General features: G+C 71.8%; 19 protein-coding genes. 7 read left to right on the forward strand and 12 right to left on the reverse strand.

Translation table 11 applies throughout. The annotated features are described in order from the left end of the window. Nucleotides 1–25 precede the first annotated feature (25 nt). Nucleotides 26–475, forward strand: a complete 450-nt coding sequence (locus C8K30_RS19590; protein ID WP_108494581.1) for a protein-tyrosine phosphatase family protein — start codon at nt 26–28, stop codon at nt 473–475. Between the two features lie 49 nt (nt 476–524). Here the strand turns inward: C8K30_RS19590 and C8K30_RS19595 are convergent, their stop codons facing one another. The 3 genes from C8K30_RS19595 to C8K30_RS19605 form a co-directional block, all read right to left on the reverse strand. After that, a complete protein-coding gene (locus C8K30_RS19595; RefSeq protein WP_158281065.1) occupies nt 525–1280 on the reverse strand; it encodes an alpha/beta fold hydrolase in 756 nt (251 codons plus the stop codon). 121 nt (nt 1281–1401) lie between these two features. Further along, nucleotides 1402–2400: a type I glyceraldehyde-3-phosphate dehydrogenase gene (gap, locus tag C8K30_RS19600; protein ID WP_108494583.1), complete on the reverse strand. Its 999-nt coding sequence runs from the start codon at nt 2398–2400 to the stop codon at nt 1402–1404. 347 nt (nt 2401–2747) lie between these two features. After that, nucleotides 2748–3704, reverse strand: coding sequence for a GlxA family transcriptional regulator (locus C8K30_RS19605; protein WP_108494584.1), 957 nt, complete (start codon nt 3702–3704; stop codon nt 2748–2750). Nucleotides 3705–3875: 171 nt separating this feature from the next. Between C8K30_RS19605 and C8K30_RS19610 the strand changes: the two genes are divergently transcribed. After that, nucleotides 3876–5132, forward strand: a complete 1257-nt coding sequence (locus C8K30_RS19610) for a sialidase family protein (RefSeq protein ID WP_108494585.1) — start codon at nt 3876–3878, stop codon at nt 5130–5132. Between the two features lie 463 nt (nt 5133–5595). Here the strand turns inward: C8K30_RS19610 and C8K30_RS19620 are convergent, their stop codons facing one another. The 7 genes from C8K30_RS19620 to C8K30_RS19650 all read right to left on the reverse strand — a co-directional run bounded on the left by C8K30_RS19620 (nt 5596) and on the right by C8K30_RS19650 (nt 12522). Next, nucleotides 5596–6042, reverse strand: coding sequence for a type II toxin-antitoxin system Phd/YefM family antitoxin (locus C8K30_RS19620; protein ID WP_108494587.1), 447 nt, complete (start codon nt 6040–6042; stop codon nt 5596–5598). Between the two features lie 67 nt (nt 6043–6109). After that, nucleotides 6110–6826, reverse strand: a complete 717-nt coding sequence (locus tag C8K30_RS19625; protein ID WP_108494588.1) for a DUF1361 domain-containing protein — start codon at nt 6824–6826, stop codon at nt 6110–6112. A 60-nt stretch (nt 6827–6886) separates the two neighbouring features. Continuing rightward, nucleotides 6887–8440 (reverse strand): AbgT family transporter, encoded by a 1554-nt coding sequence (locus tag C8K30_RS19630; protein WP_108494589.1) that lies wholly within the window; start codon nt 8438–8440, stop codon nt 6887–6889. Further along, nucleotides 8437–9561, reverse strand: coding sequence for a poly(3-hydroxybutyrate) depolymerase (locus C8K30_RS19635; protein ID WP_233257289.1), 1125 nt, complete (start codon nt 9559–9561; stop codon nt 8437–8439). Before C8K30_RS19635 ends, C8K30_RS19630 begins: the two co-directional genes overlap by 4 nt. A 104-nt stretch (nt 9562–9665) precedes the next feature. Beyond that, a complete protein-coding gene (locus tag C8K30_RS19640; protein ID WP_199230582.1) occupies nt 9666–10433 on the reverse strand; it encodes a creatininase family protein in 768 nt (255 codons plus the stop codon). After that, on the reverse strand, nt 10430–11170 hold the full coding sequence (locus C8K30_RS19645; RefSeq protein WP_108494590.1) for a FadR/GntR family transcriptional regulator: 741 nt from the start codon (nt 11168–11170) through the stop codon (nt 10430–10432). The genes C8K30_RS19640 and C8K30_RS19645 overlap by 4 nt, the downstream gene beginning before the upstream one ends. Before the next feature lie 125 nt (nt 11171–11295). After that, nucleotides 11296–12522: an FAD-dependent monooxygenase gene (locus tag C8K30_RS19650; protein WP_108494591.1), complete on the reverse strand. Its 1227-nt coding sequence runs from the start codon at nt 12520–12522 to the stop codon at nt 11296–11298. Between the two features lie 170 nt (nt 12523–12692). Between C8K30_RS19650 and C8K30_RS19655 the strand changes: the two genes are divergently transcribed. From C8K30_RS19655 to C8K30_RS19665, 3 genes are all read left to right on the forward strand, one after another. After that, nucleotides 12693–13601, forward strand: coding sequence for a GntR family transcriptional regulator (locus C8K30_RS19655; protein ID WP_108494592.1), 909 nt, complete (start codon nt 12693–12695; stop codon nt 13599–13601). A gap of 9 nt (nt 13602–13610) precedes the next feature. Further along, nucleotides 13611–14042 (forward strand): helix-turn-helix domain-containing protein, encoded by a 432-nt coding sequence (locus tag C8K30_RS19660; protein WP_108494593.1) that lies wholly within the window; start codon nt 13611–13613, stop codon nt 14040–14042. 80 nt (nt 14043–14122) lie between these two features. Further along, nucleotides 14123–14593: a VOC family protein gene (locus C8K30_RS19665; protein WP_108494697.1), complete on the forward strand. Its 471-nt coding sequence runs from the start codon at nt 14123–14125 to the stop codon at nt 14591–14593. A 3-nt stretch (nt 14594–14596) separates the two neighbouring features. Here the strand turns inward: C8K30_RS19665 and C8K30_RS19670 are convergent, their stop codons facing one another. Both C8K30_RS19670 and C8K30_RS19675 read right to left on the reverse strand, forming a co-directional pair. Next, the gene (locus tag C8K30_RS19670) at nt 14597–14770 is read right to left on the reverse strand and encodes a hypothetical protein (protein WP_199230583.1); all 174 of its coding nucleotides are present in this window, start codon (nt 14768–14770) and stop codon (nt 14597–14599) included. Then, nucleotides 14767–15225, reverse strand: a complete 459-nt coding sequence (locus C8K30_RS19675) for a MarR family winged helix-turn-helix transcriptional regulator (RefSeq protein ID WP_108494594.1) — start codon at nt 15223–15225, stop codon at nt 14767–14769. The genes C8K30_RS19670 and C8K30_RS19675 overlap by 4 nt, the downstream gene beginning before the upstream one ends. 115 nt (nt 15226–15340) lie before the next feature. On the opposite strand from C8K30_RS19675, the gene C8K30_RS19680 reads away from it, so the two are divergent. Beyond that, on the forward strand, nt 15341–16798 hold the full coding sequence (locus C8K30_RS19680; protein WP_108494595.1) for an MFS transporter: 1458 nt from the start codon (nt 15341–15343) through the stop codon (nt 16796–16798). 68 nt (nt 16799–16866) lie between these two features. Next, complete coding sequence (locus C8K30_RS19685) at nt 16867–17190, forward strand: DUF2277 domain-containing protein (protein WP_108494596.1); 324 nt, start codon at nt 16867–16869, stop codon at nt 17188–17190. Nucleotides 17191–17278: the final 88 nt, after the last annotated feature.

Raw genomic sequence — 17278 nt, forward strand, 5'->3', positions numbered from 1 at the left:
TCGCGCGGCTCGCTACGCTGGGGAGATGAGCCGATGGAGCATGATCGACGGGGTCGTCGAGCTCCCCGACGGGCGGCGCGTGCGCGGCACCGGGCTGCGCCGTCCGCGCCGGGACGCCCCCGCTCCGGACTTCGCGGTCTACCTGCTCGGCCGGGACCCGCGGGTACCCGACTGGGAGTACCAGTGGGTCCGATGGCGCGACTTCCGCCTGCCTGACTCGACGGACCAGGCAGTGGCCGCGCTCCGGGAGACCCACGCACGCGCGGAGTCCGAGCGGGTCGAGATCGCGTGCGGCGGCGGGGTCGGCCGGACGGGCACCGCGATGGCTGTACTCGCAGTCATGAGCGGAGTGGCGCCCGACGACGCCGTCGCCTGGGTCCGCAGGAACTACCACCCTCGCGCGGTGGAGACCCGGCGCCAGCGGCGATGGGTCGAGGACGTCCTGGCCACGACGACCGGCGGGCCCACCGGGTGATCGCCGCCCCGGCAGTGACACGTCAGCATCGTGAACGGGCGAGGCACGACTACTTCAGGAAGCCGAGTGCGTCGACGGCGAAACGCTTGTCGTTGAACGTGCCGCTGTGACTCCGGCCCGGGTAGACGACAAGCCGGGCATCAGGAATGCCCTCGACCGTCTGCCTGGCCAGCTCCACCGGGTACACCAGGTCGTTGTCGCCCTGGATCAGCAGCGTGGGCGCCTTGATGTCGTGCAGCCGTCCGCGCAGGTCGAAGCCGTCCTCGGCATGAAGCACCGTGACGGCATCCGTGTGGTCCTCGTGGCCACCGTCCGACAGCCAGAGCAGGCCGCGCAGCAGTCTCCGGCCGATGGCCGACTCCGTGACGACGTCGGCCAGCGCGGGGCTCGGCCGCCTGCCCTGGCGTGCGCGTTCGATGTAGGCGCGCTGGGCTCGTTTTCCGACCGGGCCGAGAGCGCAGGCCGTGCCGCCCAGGACGAGGCGGCCGACCAGGTCGGGATGGTCGGCGGCAAGCTGGAGGGCGATGGACCCCCCGGTGGAGATGGCCAGCACGTTCACCGGGCCCTCGAAGGTGGTCTTGATCGCCGCCGCGTAGACAGCGGCGAGGTCGGCCATCGTCGTGGTCGGCGGCAGCCCGGGTGGCCGGTTGACGACGTACACGGTGAAGTGCTCGGTGAACGGTCGCAGCATCCGCATCGTGGACCAGCGGGCCAGGCCCGTCGGGTTGGCCGCTTGCGGAGTGAAGAGCAGGACCACCAGGGGCGATCCCGTACCGGCAGTGAGGTACGGCAGGCCGTTCATCATGCGGTGATCCTTCCGCGACGGCATCGATCGGGCAACGCCATAAAGCAGCAAGCCACAACCAGCACCGGGGCGTTTCGCTCGTCCTGCACGGCCACGGCGAAACGGCCCGGTGCTGCAGGCATCACGCCCTCGCAAGCAGCTCCAGCGTGTCGATGACGCGGTTGGAGAAGCCCCACTCGTTGTCGTACCAGGCGACGACCTTGACATGCTTGCCGTCGACGCGGACCAGGGCGGCATCGAAGATGGCCGACGCCGGCTGGCCGGTGATGTCGCTGGAGACCAGCGGCTCGTCGGAGTAGTCGAGGATGCCGCGGAGCGGGCCGTCGGCCGCGGCGCGGTAGGCCGCGAGGACGTCGTCGCGGGTGACCTCGCGCGAGACCGCGGTGTTCAGCTCGACGAGCGAGCCCACCGGGACCGGCACGCGGATCGAGTCGCCCGACAGCTTGCCGTTGAGGTTCGGCAGCACCAGGCCGATCGCCTTGGCCGCGCCCGTGGTGGTGGGCGCGATGTTGACGGCGGCGGCCCGGGCCCGGCGCCAGTCGCGATGCGGACCGTCCTGCAGGTTCTGCTCCTGGGTGTACGCGTGCACCGTGGTCATGAAGCCGTGCTCGATGCCGGCCAGGTCGTCCAGGACGGACGCCAGCGGAGCCAGCGCGTTCGTGGTGCACGAGGCGTTCGACACGATCACGTGCTCGGCCGGGTCGTAGGCGTCGGTGTTCACGCCGTAGGCGAGCGTGACGTCGGCGCCGGCCGACGGTGCGCTGACCAGCACCCGCCCGGCACCGGCGTCGACGTGCGCGCGGGCGGCGTCGGCCGAGGTGAAGCGGCCCGTGGACTCCAGCGCGATGTCGACGCCGAGCTCCGCCCACGGCAGCTTGCCGGGCTCGCGCTCGGCGAGCACCTTGATCCGGCGGCCGTCGACGACGAGCTCGTCCCCGTCGACCTCGACGGAGCGGCCGAGGCGGCCGAGCGCGCTGTCGTACTTGAGCAGGTGGGCGAGCGCGTCCGGGGCGGTGAGGTCGTTGACCGCGACCACTTCGAGGTCGCTGTCCCGCTCGAGCAGGGCGCGGAGGGAGTTACGGCCGATGCGGCCGAAGCCGTTGATGGCGATGCGAGTCATCGAGGTTTCCTTTCGTCGCTCCCATGCTCGGCGACCGAGCAGCGGGCCGACAGCGGCTCGAAAGCCATGGTGCGCAAGGATCCTGCCAGAGGTTTCGCCACCACCCGCAAGGATCTCGCCACCCCTCTGAAACCATCCCGGTGCAGCCAGCGCCGAGCCGCAACTTACGTGTCCATCCCGGCCTCGAACCGAAGGCTGCACGTCTGCCGAGCCCAGATGGACCCGCATCCTTCGGCTCGAGGCCGGTATGGACACGTAAGTTGCGGTTCGACAACCGGGGGCCGGCCACCAATACACGCAAGCTGCGGTTCGGACCACGGCCCCGCGCCTTGCGCTCCACCTCAGGCTCAGGCCGAGAACGTGTGCCGGTACTCCATAGGCGACGTCCCGAGGATCCGGTGGAAGTGCAGGCGCAGGTTGGCGGCGGTGCCGAGTCCCACCCGGTGCGCTATCTGCTCCACGCTCAGGTCGCTGCGTTCCAGCAGCTCACGCGCCAGGTCCACGCGCGCTCGGAGCACCCACTGCATCGGCGTGTAGCCGGTGTCCTCGACGAAGTGCCGCGAGAAGGTCCGCGCAGAGACCCGCGCGTTGCGCGCGAGCGCTTCGAGGGTCAGCCGTTCGGCGAGATGCTCCAGGGCCCACTCGCGGGTGCTCGCGAACAGGTCGCCGAGCGGTTCGGGCACGCTGCGGGGAACGTACTGCGCCTGTCCCCCGCTGCGGTACGGCGCGGCGACCAGCCGCCGGGCCACGTGGTTGGACAGGCCGACGCCGTGGTCGCGCCGCACCAGGTGCAGGCACAGGTCGATGCCGGACGCCGCTCCCGCCGAGGTGAGCACGCCGCCCTCGTCCACGAACAGCACGTTCTCGTCCACCTGCACGAGCGGATGCTGCTCCCGGAGCGCCTTCGTGTAGTGCCAGTGGGTGGTCGCGCGCTTGCCGTCGAGCAGGCCAGTCGCCGCGAGCGCGAACGCCCCGGTCGAGATGGCCGCGAGCCGCGCTCCCCGCGCGTGCGCGGTCTTGAGCGCGTCGACGACGACGGCCGGCGGGTCGGCGGCCGCCGGCGTCCGATAACCGGGGACGAAGACGGTGTCGGCGCGTTCGAGCGCGTCCAGGCCCTCGGCCACGTGGTACGAGAGGCCGTCGCCGCCGGTCACCAGCCCGGGCGCGGCGCCACAGACCCGCACCTCGTAGGGCATGCTCGGCCGGTTGGAGAACACCTGCGCCGGGATGCCGACGTCGAGCGGCTTGGCGCCCTCGAGCACGAGCACGGCGATCTGGTGGTTCCTCCGGCGCGTCGCGTTCACTCCACGGATCCTAGGCCGCGGGCGTCGTGGCCCGGCCGGCGGCCGCCATCGACCCTCCGTTGATGCAACGTTGACTCACCCGCGATCGATCACTACGGTGGCGGCGGTCGCCCGTCACGCGGACCGACCCACCGCTGTCCGAGATCAGAGTCGATCCGAGAGGTGATCCACATGTTCGTCATACGACGCTTGTTCACGGTGCTCGCGCTCGCCGCCCTCACGCTGTCCACCGCCGTCGCGCCCGCGACGGCCACCGGCCCCGCGACAGCCACCGGCCCCGCGACGGCCACCGGCCCCGCGATGGCCGAGGCGCCGCTCGGCGGGGCCGAGCTGCCACCGGGCGGAGCGGAGAACGGGACCCGGCTGATGGACGGGACCGCCCTCTACCCGCGCGCCATCCGGCTGGCGCGCTCCGGGGCGGCGAACGGCACCATCATCGCGAGTGTCGTCACCTTCGCCGGCGACGTCGGGCACGGCGCGATCTTCGCCAGCACCGACGACGGCCGCAGCTTCGACCGGGTCGGCACGGTCTCCGACCCGGGCGCGGCCACGGGCCTGTGCTGCTCCACGCTGTACGAGCTGCCGCGCCGGGTCGGCGGCCTGGGGGCCGGCACGCTGCTCTGGTCGGCGTCGGTGGGCCAGCAGCAGGGCGAGGCGACGCGCCGGATGACGCTGCCGGTGTGGGCCAGCAGGGACCAGGGCCGCACCTGGGAGTACGTGTCCACGGCGGCCACCGCCGTGGGCACCAAGGGTCTCTGGGAGCCCGAGTTCGCCGTCTCCCCCGACGGCCGCCTGGTGCTCTACGTCTCCGACGAGAACCAGCAGCCGGCCCACAGCCAGACGATCGTGCAGACGACGTCGTCCGACGGGCTGACCTGGTCCCCGCTGGAGAACGTGATAGCCATGGCGGACCCGGCCCTGCGCCCCGGGATGCCGGTGGTCCGCCGGCTGCCGGACCGCACGTACCTGATGAGCTACGAGGTCTGCGGCCCGATCCAGGACTGCCGGCACTACACGCGCCGGTCGGCCGACGGCGTCAGCTGGGAGGCGGTCGGCAACATCGGGAACCCCGTGGGCACCGCCGACGGCACCCACTTCCGGCACACCCCGAACATCAGCTGGTACGACGACGGCACGGCGGACGGGCGGCTGCTCGGCGTCGGGCAGATGCTCTACGGGGCCGACGGCAGCGTGCTGCCCGGCAGCGGCTCGACGATCATGACCAACGACGGGGTACCGGAGTCGGCGTGGGCGACGGCCGAGGCGCCGGTCCGGATCCTCGATCCGTGGAACAACTACTGCCCCAACTACAGCCCGACCCTGCTGCCCCTGCCCGAGAGCGACGAGGTCCTGGAGCTGTCCACCGGCTACGAGTCGGAGGGCGGTGCCTGCACCACCTACTTCGCGGTCGCCGGCCTCCCGGACTGAGCGGCAGCGGCCTCATGCGCGAGGAAGCTCCCGGTCCGCCGCAGCGGACCGGGAGCTTCTCGTCATCACCCGCCCGTCGGCTGGTATCAGCGGTGGTTCTTGATCGTCTCGTTCGGATGCCCGGTTACGACCCGCTCCAGCAGCACAAGCCCAGGCTCCTTGGACCCCTTGACCGACGGAACTACGACATACCAAATCCGTCCGCCGCTGGTCGGCTTGTACTGCCACCGGTCATGGTCCCGACCGTCGATCCGCACGACACTCAGGTCGCCAGCGAGGTGATAGCACACCGCCCCTTGTTCGGTCGGTGTCTTGGTGAGAAAGTCCCACGCATCGACTGCGGCGTTCCGCGCTGTCGCCAGGAGATCTTGCCACCCCTTTTCGGCGTCCCGTGTAACGAATCGGATCGCAAACTCCGCCCTTTTGAGCGGCCTTTCCAGGTTCCCCCTGCTCCTTGCCATTGTCAGGGCCGCTCCACGTTCACCGACTCATCAAGCCAGGTCAGATCGTCCCCGGTGCCACGCGGCATCCCCTCCGCGTAAGCCTCCGCAGTGCCCTCCCACCGACGGAACTCGTCCAGGAGTGCCTGGTAGGCGCCGAGTTCAGCAGCGCTCCACACGAGGCGGTCCATCTCGGCCGCGAACTGCGCCCGCTCGCCGGCGGAGAACAGCGCAACCCATGCAAACGTGTCCTTCAGACCGTCCGCCATCGACCCCTTCGCAGCGAGCGCCGACCGCATGATGCGGCTCGCCAGCCCGATGCCCTCCTCGAGGAACTCGAGGTCGCCTGCTCGCATCATCACCAGGTCCGCCGCATCGCGGCGAGTGATGCGTACGGTCCCGTTCTCGACCATCGCAATGACGTCCTTCGGAGTCCGAAGGAACTCCGTGAGTGTCGCCGTCTTCTTCATGCACCCAGACTAATCTGATGTTTATCAGATGTCGACTGACCGTGGTACCGAAGCAGTCCACACCGGGTCACCGGCTCACGGCGGCCACCATCAGCAGGACTGGCGCGACCACGAGCAGGTACAGCACCGCGAAGAACACGGCGTGCACGACGACGAAGCCCGCCAGCGTCCGCAGGTGGGCGGGCACCCGGAAGTGCTCGACGAGCTTGCGCGCGAACGACGACGGGTGCAGCAGGTCCCAGGTGTTGAACCGGATGTAGCGGCCCAGGTAGATGCCGACGCTCACCAGCACGAGGGTGAGCGCCACCAGCAGCCAGGAGTCGGGCTGCCGGTACGGGTCGTCGTCGTTGGGCCGCACCAGCAGCACGTACGCGAACTGCACCAGCAGCACGTTCATCAGCATGTTCAGCACCCCGGACAGCGCGAGGGCAAGCACCATCACGATGTCGTACCAGAGGGGTGCCGGGTCGCCCGTGGGTCGCCGGTGGGAGAAGTTCAGCTCGGTCACCAGGTAGGCCGCATTCGGCAGCAGCAGGAGCCAGACGACGACCACCAGCGCGATCACCACGAGCAGGAGCAGCTGGTTCGGGAAGAGGGCGACGATCACCATGACCAGGACCAGCCCGATCCCAAGCACCACGGCGGGCGCGATGGACAGCCCGATGTTGAGCACCATCGGCCAGTACACCGGCAGCCGGAACAAAGGCGCGCGCAGGAGCACCAGCACCAGCGCGAAGACGTTGAGCAGCACGATGCCCGCAGGCAGCAGCAGGATGGCGTTCATCACCGCAAATCATCGCCGTGGCCCCACCGTCGCGCTCGGCGGCGGGGCCACGGCGCCGGGCTAGCGCACCGGCGCGCCCGGGCCGAGCGGGATCCCGAGCGCCCACCAGGCGAAGAACAGGCATGTCCAGGCGATCGTCATGCAGACGGCGAGCGGCAGCGTGTAGGACGCGAGGGTGCCGATGCCGGCGTCCTTGCGGTACCGCTGGAGGAAGCCGAGCGCCATGATGAAGTACGGGCTCATCGGCGTGATGGCGGTGGACCCGGAGTCGGCGATGCGGAACAGCGCCTGTGTGGTCTCCGCGGGCACGTCCAGCAGCATCAGCATCGGCACGACGACCGGCGCCGCGATGGCCCACATCGCCGAGCCGCTGGTCACGAGCACGTTGACCAGGGACAGCAGCGCGAGGATCGCCAGGAACACCACCCAGATCGGCACGCCGCTGGTCTCCAGCGCCTCCGCCGAGTTCACGGCGATGACGTCGCCGATGTGGGTCCAGTCGAAGTATGCGAGGAACTGGGCGATCGCGAAGAACAGCACCAGGACCGGCGCCATCTGGCGCACACCCTCGGCCATGAGCCTCGGCACGTCGCCGGCCCTGGTGATCGCCCCGGACCGCCACCCGTACACGATGCCGACCAGCGCGAACAGCACGGCCACGATCGCCGCGATCCCGTCCAGGAACGGCGACTCGGTGAGGCTCCCGTTCTCCCCGCGCAGCGGGGACGACGCCGGCAGCACGACCGCGACGATCGCCAGGATGGCGACCAGGCCGGACAGCAGCGCCGCACGCAGCGCCGAGCGGTCCCGCGGCGAGAGCTCCAGGCCCTCGACGTCGTCCACCTCCGCGTCCGGGTCTGCCCCGAGGTCGGGGCGCTTGGCCAGGACCAGGTTCGTGACCAGAGTGATCACTATCGCCAGCAGCAGCGACGAGGCGATGTTGAAGAACCAGTTGCTCACCGGCGACACGTAGGCGTTCGGGTCGATGATCCGCGCGGCCTCGGTGGTGATGCCCGCGAAGATCGCGTCGTTCGGCGTCGGCACCGGGCTCGCGTCGTACCCGGAGGCGATCGACGTGTAGGCGACGACGACGCCGAGGATCGGCGACTTGCCCACCGCCCGGAACGCGAGCCCACCCAGCGGCACCAGGATGATGTAGGCGGCGGCGCTCGCGACGTGCGAGACGGTGCCCGCGAACGCGACGGCGAACACGACCCACGAGACGGGCACGCGCGACACGGAGACCTTCATCGCCGCCGACAGGAAGCCGGTGCGCTCCGCGATCGCCACACCCATGATGACGGCGACGATGGTGCCCATCGGACCGAACGTGGCGAAGTTGTCGACGGCCGTGGAGACGGCCATGGCGAGCCCTGCCCCGCTGAGCAGGTTCTGGACCACCACCTCCTCGCCGTCGGCCGGTGAGACCACGGAGACGCCCGCGGCGGCCAGGGCGGCACTGGTCACGCCGAGGATCGCCGCGAGGATCCAGAACAGCCAGAACGGGTGCGGCAGGGCGTTGCCGAGCCGCTCGACGACGGCCAGCGCGCGCAGGACCTTGGGCAGACGGTCCGCCTCGGTCCCGGGGGTGGCCGCCTTGGACGTGGTGGTCATGACGCCACCCCGTTCCCCGCGTGCCCGGCGTGCCCTGCGTCCCCGCAGAGGAACCGGGCCGGCAGCCGCTCGTCGCGCAGGAAGTCCCACATCACCTCGTGGGCCTCGATGCTGTGCGTGGCGTACCCGCCGCCGGAATAGCTGTCCTCCCCCGGCCAGGTGTGACCGCCACCGAGCACCGCCACGTGCGTGACCTCGGCCCCGGCCGCGCAGTCGGTCCAGCGGAAGGTAGTGACGTCGGCGGCCGTCTCCTCGACGTCGGGCCCGGTGGCGCACCCGTTCCGCTCGACCCAGCCGCCGACCCAGTCCTGGATCGCCGGGAGGCCCCGCTCGGCGTCGCCGCCGTACGGGATGGTGGCGTCCTCGGTGCCGTGGAAGTCGATCACCGGCACCGGGCGCTCCGGCGCGCAGTCCGGGTGCCCGGTGCCGTAGAGCGCGGCCGCGACCGGCGCGATCGCGGCGATCCGGTCCGAGAGCTCGCACGCCAGGATCCCGGTGAAGCCCGCGCCGTTGGACTTGCCGGTCGCGTACACGCGCAAGGTGTCCACGCACAGGTCCGACTCGAGGGTGTCCAGCAGGTCGTTCGTGTACGCGACGTCGTCGACCCCGGGTGCGGAGTAGGGCGCGCCCTCCCAGGCCTGCCGGTCGCCATCGCCGGTGCCGATCACGCCGTTGCCGTAGGCCACGATCGCGGGCAGGGCGTCCAGCCCCGAGAACGCCTCGGTGCCCGCACCCGTGTTGCCGCGGCCGTGGAACACGAGCACGACGGGCCAGGCCCGGTCGCTGCGGTACCCGTCGGGCAGGTGCAGCTGGACGGTCCGCTCGCGCCCGTCGCTGGTCAGGGTGCGCAGGACGCTGCTGCCGGGCGCCTGGCCCGGGTCGGTCCCGCAGCCCTCGGACCGGGCGAAACCGTGGGCGGCGGCCTGGATCGCGCTGCCCGACGGCGACGCCGCAGCGTCGGGCAGCGCGGGTACGGCGGACGCCGACGCGGCGCCGATCGGTCCGGCCAGGCCGGAGACCGCGAGCGCCAGCGCGGTGAGGAGCGCCGCGCGGCGGCCGGGCCGTCGTCGGGCGTCCCGGGTCGATGTGCGGTGAGGAGGTGATGCTGTCGTCGTTGACATGCGAGTCCTTTCGGCGGGCCGGCCCGCGCGTGAGCGGGCATGGCTGAATGGACACCTGGCGGGCCAGGTGCGTCGGGGGTCGGAGCGATGGTGGAAAGGGGCGGCTACGCGGCCAGCCACTCCTCGAGGAAGGTCGTGATGCGGCCGACGACGGCCTTCACGATCGCGGCCCCGTCCTCGGGGGTCGCCCGGCGGGGGTCGCCGAGCACGCCGTTGGGGCTGAGCCGGTCGTACGGGAGCGTGAGCGCGGGCTGCGCGTGGTGGCGCGCCGTCCGGGAGACGCCGTCGAGCTGGTCCGGGGTGGTGGTGCCCGGCTCGAGGCGGTCGGTGTGCACCAGGTGCGGTGCGATGTGCAGCATCTGCGCGGTCTCGGCCTCGCCGGAGTGCCCGTGTACCGCGCTCGGCCCCATGGCGGCGACAGCGTCGCCGGCCAGCGAGGTCAGCGGCGACCAGGCGAGCTGGACGCCGGGATGGGAGACGAGCAGGTCCTGCGCCACGGTGGTCAGCGTCGCGTTGTTGCCGCCGTGCCCGGTGACGACCAGGAACCGTGTCCAGCCGTGGGTGTGCAGGCTCGTCACGTACTCGCGCACGACGGCGGCGAACGTGCCCGTCGTCAGGGTCACCGTGCCGGGGAACGCCATGTGGTGCGGCGACACCCCCACCGGGATCGACGGCCCGACCACTACCCGGCCGGCCAGGTTCGAGGCGACCTGCGCCACCACCCCCTCGGCACGCACCAGGTCGGTCCCGAGCGCCATGCCCGGGCCGTGCTGCTCGAGCGCACCGGCCGGGATCAGCACGACAGTGCCCCGCGCGACGGCATCGGCCGCCTCCACGGTGGTCATCTCCGCGAGCCGGTCCGGCGCGGTCACGGTGCCTCCTGCCCGACGGCGCCCGCGGCGTCGGCCGCCTCGTCGTCGGCGCCCGCGGCGTCGTCGAAGTCCGCCGCCTCCAGGGACTCCCGGATGGTCGTCAGGTGCGCCCGGGTCAGCCGCTCGGCGGCCGCGCCGTCGCCGTCCCGCACCGCACCGAGGATCTCCAGGTGCTCGGCGTGGTCCCGCTTGCGGTCGTCGTACCGGAACCGGATCTCCGTCTGCTCCGTGGCCCGCACGTGCAGCAGCGCCTCGACCGTCTCGCGCAGCAGGCCGTTGCCCGACGCCGCCGCCAACTCGACGTGGAAGTTGAGCGCCGGGCGGAACCCGTGCACCGGCGGCTGCAGCGCCGTCGCCGTCGCGGCCTCCAGGCGCTGCAGGCCGGCTGCGTCGCGGGCGCTCGCGGCGAGCGCCGCGATCCCGGGCTCGATCACGAGGCGCGCCTCGACGAGCTCGATCACCGAGGAGCGCGTGATGTGCGGCCGGTGGGGGTTGGCCAGCACCGAACGCTCCAGGCCGGGACCGATGTACGTGCCGGAGCCGTGCCGCAGCTCGATCACACCGGTTGCCTCGAGCCGCCGCAGTGCCTCCCGGACGGTCGGCGTGGTGACGGCGAAGCGCTTGGCCAGGTCGCGGGAGGACTCGAGCGCGTCGCCCGGTCCGAGGCTCTCGGAGCGGATCAGCTGGACTATGTCGTCCGCGAGCCGCTCCGAGAACGAGGCTCTACCTTGAGTCATGGGAAGTGACTAAATCACTTGATAACTCCACTCGTCAAGGCTGAGCTGGATTCAGCAGGCTCAATACGACCGCGATCGACGCGACAACGGTCGCCGGCAGCCTGCTGAATCTTGCTCAGCAACGCTTATCGCAGCGCGCGGGGCGCGTAGTCCGGGAGGTCGATCGAGTCCACTGCCTTGTCGAGGCCGCCCATCATCAGGCCGGCGAGCGGGGTCCTGAGCAGCGCGCCCATCACCGCCGTGCGGGCCCGGATGGCGAACGCCGACGACGGCAGGAACCCCTTGACCCCGCCCGGGATCTGCTTCATGTTGAGGGCGGCGTAGGGGCGCACCTTCGCCTCGTACGCGGCGAAGGCGGCCGCGGAGTCGCCGTCGGCCCGGGCGAGCTCGCCCGCCAGCACGTACGCCCCGACCAGCGCAAGCGAGGTGCCCATGCCGACCGAGCCCGCGGTGCAGGCATCGCCCAGGAGCGCCACCCGGCCGCGGTGCCACGACGGCATCTCGATCTTGACGTGCCGGTCGAAGTAGAAGTCGTCGGCGCGCCACATCGCGTCCAGGAGGCGCGGCACCTCCCAGCCCTCGCCGGCCAGGACGTCGGCCACTATCTGCTTCTGCCCGGCGATGTCGCGCCGGTCGTAGACGGCCGGGTCGCCCGCGAAGTGGACCATGCCGCGCGCGCCGCCGTGCGCCGGGTAGAGCAGCACGTTGCGCCCGCCGACGCCGTTGCCCTTCGGCATCGAGTACAGGAACTCCCAGCCGTCGAGGCCCCAGGAGTCCCGGCCGGACTCCTGGGCACTCTCGGCGGTGAACACCGCGCGGTGGTACCCGGAGTCGATCGCCTGCCACGCCCCGTCGAACGCCAGGCGTCGCGTCGTGGAGAAGACGCCGTCCGCCCCGACCACGGCGTCGAACCGCCGGGGTGCGGACCGTTCGAAGGTGACCGCGACGCCGTCGGGCAGCTGTTCGAGCGCGGTGATCGTGTCGTCGAAGACGTACTCCACACCGTCGGCGGCGTCCATGATGATGCGCATGAGGTCGCCGCGCAGGATCTCGATGTCGGCGATAACGCCGCCCGAGTGGCCGAACATCTCGGCGGGCAGGTCGACGGTGCGCCGGCCGGCGGCGTCGAGGTAGGCGATGCCGCGGACGCCGGTGTGGGCGGCGCGCACCTGGTCGGTGATGCCCATCCGGTCCAGGACGGTCCGGGCGGCGCCGCGCACGTCAATGCCCTGCCCGCCCGGGCGGGGCGACGGCGCGCGCTCGACCACCGTGACGTCGAAGCCGTACCGGCGGAGCCAGAAGGCGAGGGCGGGGCCGGCGACGCTGGCGCCGGAGACGAGGACGTGGGTCATGGCTGCTCCCTGGTTCGAGTGGTGTGCTAGGTCTTTCGTACACCGTACGAGCCGCCCTATGCTGGGCAATACATCGGGTAGTGCAGCAGCTAGTGCACCGGGTAGGCCACCAAGACGGCGTGCCGGACGCACCGCGCGACCGCACCGAGTGCACTAGTACAGGAGCCGGGATGACCACCACCTACGAGCGGATCGCCGACGAGATCCGGGCCCGCATCCGGTCGGGCGAGCTCGCCGCGGGCGCGCCCGTCCCGTCCACGCGCCGCATCGTCGCCGAGCACGGTGTCGCCATGGCGACCGCGAGCCGGGTCCTCGACGCGCTGCGCCGCGACGGGCTCGTCGAGGTCCGCCGCGGGGTCGGCACGGTCGTCGCCGCGGGGGCGGTGGCCACGGGCACCCCGTGCGCGCCCACCGCCGCCGACGTCGTCCGCGCCGCCATGGCGGTGGCCGACGCCGAGGGCCTCGGCGGGCTGTCGATGCGGCGCATAGCGACCGACCTCGGCATCCCCACGATGTCGCTCTACAGCTACGTCCGGGGCCGCGAGGAGCTGCTCGCCCGCATGCTCGACACCGTCCTCGCCACCATCCCCCTCCCCGACCCGCTGCCCGGCGGCTGGCGCGCCCGCGCCGAGGCGTGCGCCCGCACGATGTGGGACGCGTTCCAGCGCCACCCGTGGGCCGCTCACATCATGTCGATGACGCGCCCGCAGGTGCTGCCGCACGGGCTGGTGCACACCGAGGCGCTGCTGGCCGCCTTCAGCGGGACCCCGGGCCGACCCCTCGACCTCGAGACCCGCATGCACCTGACGGTGTCGGTCTTCCAGCTCGTGCGCGGCCTCGGGGCGGGCATCGAGCCCGCGGAGCTGGCCCGGAGGGACGACGGGCTGACCGACGAGGAATGGATGGACCGGACCCTGCCCGGCCTTCAGGCCGTCGCGGACCCGCGCCGGTACCCGAACCTCGCCGCGGCGACGTCGACCGACATCGACCTCACCCTCGACTCGCTCTTCGAGTTCGGCCTGGCCCGCCTGCTGGACGGGTACGCGGTCTTCCTCGGCGACGCGCCGTCCGCGCCCTAGGCTGACCGCGTGACCTCCAGCACGGCGAGCCGCCCGACGACGGGCCGGACGACGTCCCCACGTGAGCGGGACAACCGTCGGCTGCTGCGCGCCCGGGACGCCATCGACCGCGACTACGCCCGGCCCCTCGACGTGCCGACGCTGGCCCGCATCGCGCATGTCTCACCGGCACACTTCAGCCGCAGCTTCAGGGCCGCCTTCGGGGAGACACCGCACCGCTACCTGCAGCGCCGCCGGATCGAGCGGGCGATGGCGCTCCTGCGCGACACCGCGAACCCGGTGACCGACGTCGCGCTCATGGTCGGGTCGAACAGCCTCGGGACGTTCAGCCGCACCTTCCGTGACATCGTCGGCGTCTCGCCGAGCGAGTACCGGCGCCGGGCGCGACCGGTCGCGGCCCCCGTCTGCTTCACGAAGAGCTGGCTGCGGCCCGCGAGCTGACCGGTTGCGGAGCCGAGCAGTTCGGAGCCGAGCAGTTTCGGAGAAGCGCACCGCACCGCGGCCGCCGTAGCGTGGCCGACATGTTCAAGAACATCTCCATCACCGCCGTGACCGTCCTCGACCAGGACGAAGCCCTCGACTTCTACGTCGGCAAGCTCGGGTTCGCCGTCAGCAACGACGTCGACATGGGCTTCATGCGCTGGCTGACCATCTCCCTGCCTGCCGATCCCGAGCGCCACCTGCTCCTCGAGGTGCCGGGCCCGCCTTCGCTGAGCGAGGACGTCGCGGCCCAGGTCAGGGACCTGCTGACCAAGGGCGCGCTCGGGGTCGCGTGCGTCCTCACCACCGACGACTGCCGCCGTACCTACGCCGACCTGCGCGCCAAGGGCGTCGAGTTCACCGAAGAGCCGGTCGAGCAGCCGTACGGGATCGACTGCGCCCTGCGCGACCCGTTCGGCAACCACATCCGGATCACCCAGCCGGCGACCGGTCCGGTGGAGGTGACCGACGCGGACATCGCACGCTGGGGCAGCGCGGTGCAGGACGGCTGAGGCTCAGGGCCGTGGCGGCCCCGCCTCCACGCGGCGCAGCACCGACGCCAGGGAGTGCAGGTCCGGCGACGCGTACAGGCCACGCTCGTCCCACCAGGTCGCCCCGGCCTCGGCCAGCGGCCCGACGACGTCGGCCGCCGCCTCCGGCGTCGTCAGCGGCGCCCGCGACCGCCTCACGGGCGCGGCCAGTGCCGCCCGGAGCGGTCCTCGATCACCCGGTTGTAGCGGCCGAGGAGCTCCGCGAGGTCGGTCCGGTCCTGTTCCGGCCAGTCGGCGAGCAGGTCGGCGAGCAGCGCCTGGCTCGCCTCGCGCTCCTCGGTGAGCACTCGGCGGCCGTCGTCGGACAGCCGGAGCTTGCGCGCCTGGCCGCCCTCGGGGTCCTCGAAGCGCTCCGCGAGCCCGGCGCGCCGCAGCGCGGCCGTCTGCCGGTTGAGCGTCGAGACGTCCAGGCCGGTGGCGACCGCGAGCTCGGAGAGGCTGGCCGGTCCCCCGGCGTCGAGCAGGCTGAGCAGGGTGTACGCGCTCTGGTCGAGGCGGCCGCCCTTACGGCGCGAGCGGCCCGCCGGGAGCATCACCAGGTGCCGCCCGAACAGCATGGCCTCGTACTCGATCCGGTTGATCGGGGACGTCATCGTCTACCTCCGGTCTCACGCGCCGACTGGCGTCTATGCATCGTGCACAACGTATGGCATCCTGAGCCTGGCGACCTAATGTGCATGATGCACAACAACCATTCCGAGGAGACTCGTGACGACCACATCGTCCCGCCCCACACCCTTGGCCGACGGCGGAGCCACCGCTCCGGCGATCCGCCCCAACCGCATAGTCGCGATCCTCGCGATCGGCGGCATCGTGGTCGCGATGACCCAGACCCTCGTGGTCCCGATCGTCGCGTCGCTGCCCACCATCTTCGACGCCCCGGCGTCGGACACCTCGTGGATCATCACCGTCACCCTGCTGGTGGGCGCCATCTGCACCCCCGTGTCCGGGCGGCTGGGCGACCTGTACGGCAAGAAGAGGATGATCCTCGTCTCGCTGGTGCCGCTCGCCGTCGGGTCCGCGATCTGCGCCGTGGCCACCACCGTGCCCGTCATGGTCACCGGACGCGGCCTGCAGGGCCTGGCCACCGGGTTCATCCCGCTCGGCATCAGCATGCTGCACGACCTGCTGCCCAAGGAGCGCACCGCCGGGGCCATCTCCCTGATGAGCTCGTCGCTCGGCATCGGCGGCGCCCTCGGCCTGCCGTTCGCCGCCGCGGTCGCCGAGTTCGCCAGCTGGCGCATCCTGTTCTGGCTCATCACCGTGTGCGCCGTCGTGATCGGCGTCGTCATCTGGCGGGCGATCCCGGACCCGGCCCCGCACGCCCGGGTCCGGACCCCGTTCGACTACGTCGGCGTGCTCGGCCTGGCCGCCGGCCTCGTGGCCCTGCTGCTCGCCGTCTCCAAGGGCGCCGAGTGGGGCTGGAGCAGCCCGCTCGTGCTGAGCCTGTTCGCCGGCTCCGTCGTGGTGCTCCTGGCCTGGGGCTGGTGGGAGCTGCGCACCCCCGACGCGCTCGTCGACCTGCGCACCACCGCACGCCCCGCGGTGCTGCTCACCAACCTGGCCTCGATCCTGATCGGGTTCGCCATGTACGCCCAGTCCCTGATCCTGCCCCAGCTCATGCAGGCACCCGCGGCGACCGGGTTCGGGCTGGGCCAGTCGATGCTGCAGATGGGCCTCTGGATGGCGCCCTCCGGCATCGCCATGACCCTCATGTCGCCCGTGGGCGCGAGCATCACGCGGGCCCGCGGCCCCAAGACGACGCTCGTCCTCGGCGGCCTCGTCATGTCGCTCGGGTACGGCCTGTCCACGCTGTTCATGGACACGCTCGTCGGCCTCTCCGTCACGGCCTTCGTCGCGTCGGCCGGCGTGGGTTTCGCGTACGGCGCCCTGCCCGCGCTCATCCTCGGCTCCGTACCGGCCACCGAGAAGGCCGCGGCCAACGGCTTCAACGCGCTGATGCGCTCGATCGGCACGTCCACGTCGGCCGCCGTCATCGGCGTCGTGCTGGCCCGGATGAGCACCACCTTCGGCGACCACACCCTGCCCACCGAGAGCGGGTTCCGGGTCGCGCTCCTGCTCGGCTGCGGCATGGCGGTCGTGGCCGCCGCGATCGCGGCGACCATCCCCGTCAAGGGGATGCGCGAGGTGAGCGGCGGGCACTGACCCGCCTCGCTCCGACGACGCCGGGCGGGCCCCTCCCCCGAGGGCGACGCCCGGCGTACCGTCGGAGCATGTGCCGAAACATCACCACGCTGCGCGGCCTGGAACCGGCCGCCACCGCCGATGAGATCACCGCCGCCGCCCTGCAGTTCGTGCGCAAGGTCACCGGCGTGACGAAGGTCAGCGATGCCACCCGCGAGCCGGTGGAGCAGGCCACGCAGGAGATCGCGGAGATCGTGACGCGCCTGCTCGACACGCTGCCGGAGCGCCGTCAGCCGCCGAAGACCGTGCCGCCGCTGCGCCGCGCGGAGGTCCAGGCGCGCATCGCGCAGCGCATCAAGGACCGTGAGGAACATGAGCGCATGCACGAGCTCGGCATCGCGCACTCGCACTGAGCGCGGCGCGCCGCTACAGTTGCGACGTGCTCGCACCCTCCTGTTGCTGTCGCTGACAATTCTCGACGCAAGTCCGTCAGTTGTCCGC

The organism is Promicromonospora sp. AC04, from assembly GCF_003058225.1.
In the GTDB taxonomy this organism is placed as follows: Bacteria; Actinomycetota; Actinomycetes; order Actinomycetales; family Cellulomonadaceae; genus Promicromonospora.

Coding starts and splice junctions, on each gene's coding strand:
- C8K30_RS19595 (WP_158281065.1), bottom strand. CDS start 1,280: ATGATGAACGGCCTGCCGTACCTCACTGCCGGTACGGGATCGCCCCTG.
- C8K30_RS19650 (WP_108494591.1), bottom strand. CDS start 12,522: ATGACCCACGTCCTCGTCTCCGGCGCCAGCGTCGCCGGCCCCGCCCTC.
- gap (WP_108494583.1), bottom strand. CDS start 2,400: ATGACTCGCATCGCCATCAACGGCTTCGGCCGCATCGGCCGTAACTCC.
- C8K30_RS19655 (WP_108494592.1), top strand. CDS start 12,693: ATGACCACCACCTACGAGCGGATCGCCGACGAGATCCGGGCCCGCATC.
- C8K30_RS19630 (WP_108494589.1), bottom strand. CDS start 8,440: ATGACCACCACGTCCAAGGCGGCCACCCCCGGGACCGAGGCGGACCGT.
- C8K30_RS19635 (WP_233257289.1), bottom strand. CDS start 9,561: ATGTCAACGACGACAGCATCACCTCCTCACCGCACATCGACCCGGGAC.
- C8K30_RS19675 (WP_108494594.1), bottom strand. CDS start 15,225: ATGACGTCCCCGATCAACCGGATCGAGTACGAGGCCATGCTGTTCGGG.
- C8K30_RS19590 (WP_108494581.1), top strand. CDS start 26: ATGAGCCGATGGAGCATGATCGACGGGGTCGTCGAGCTCCCCGACGGG.
- C8K30_RS19685 (WP_108494596.1), top strand. CDS start 16,867: ATGTGCCGAAACATCACCACGCTGCGCGGCCTGGAACCGGCCGCCACC.
- C8K30_RS19620 (WP_108494587.1), bottom strand. CDS start 6,042: ATGAAGAAGACGGCGACACTCACGGAGTTCCTTCGGACTCCGAAGGAC.
- C8K30_RS19665 (WP_108494697.1), top strand. CDS start 14,123: ATGTTCAAGAACATCTCCATCACCGCCGTGACCGTCCTCGACCAGGAC.
- C8K30_RS19610 (WP_108494585.1), top strand. CDS start 3,876: ATGTTCGTCATACGACGCTTGTTCACGGTGCTCGCGCTCGCCGCCCTC.
- C8K30_RS19625 (WP_108494588.1), bottom strand. CDS start 6,826: ATGAACGCCATCCTGCTGCTGCCTGCGGGCATCGTGCTGCTCAACGTC.
- C8K30_RS19645 (WP_108494590.1), bottom strand. CDS start 11,170: ATGACTCAAGGTAGAGCCTCGTTCTCGGAGCGGCTCGCGGACGACATA.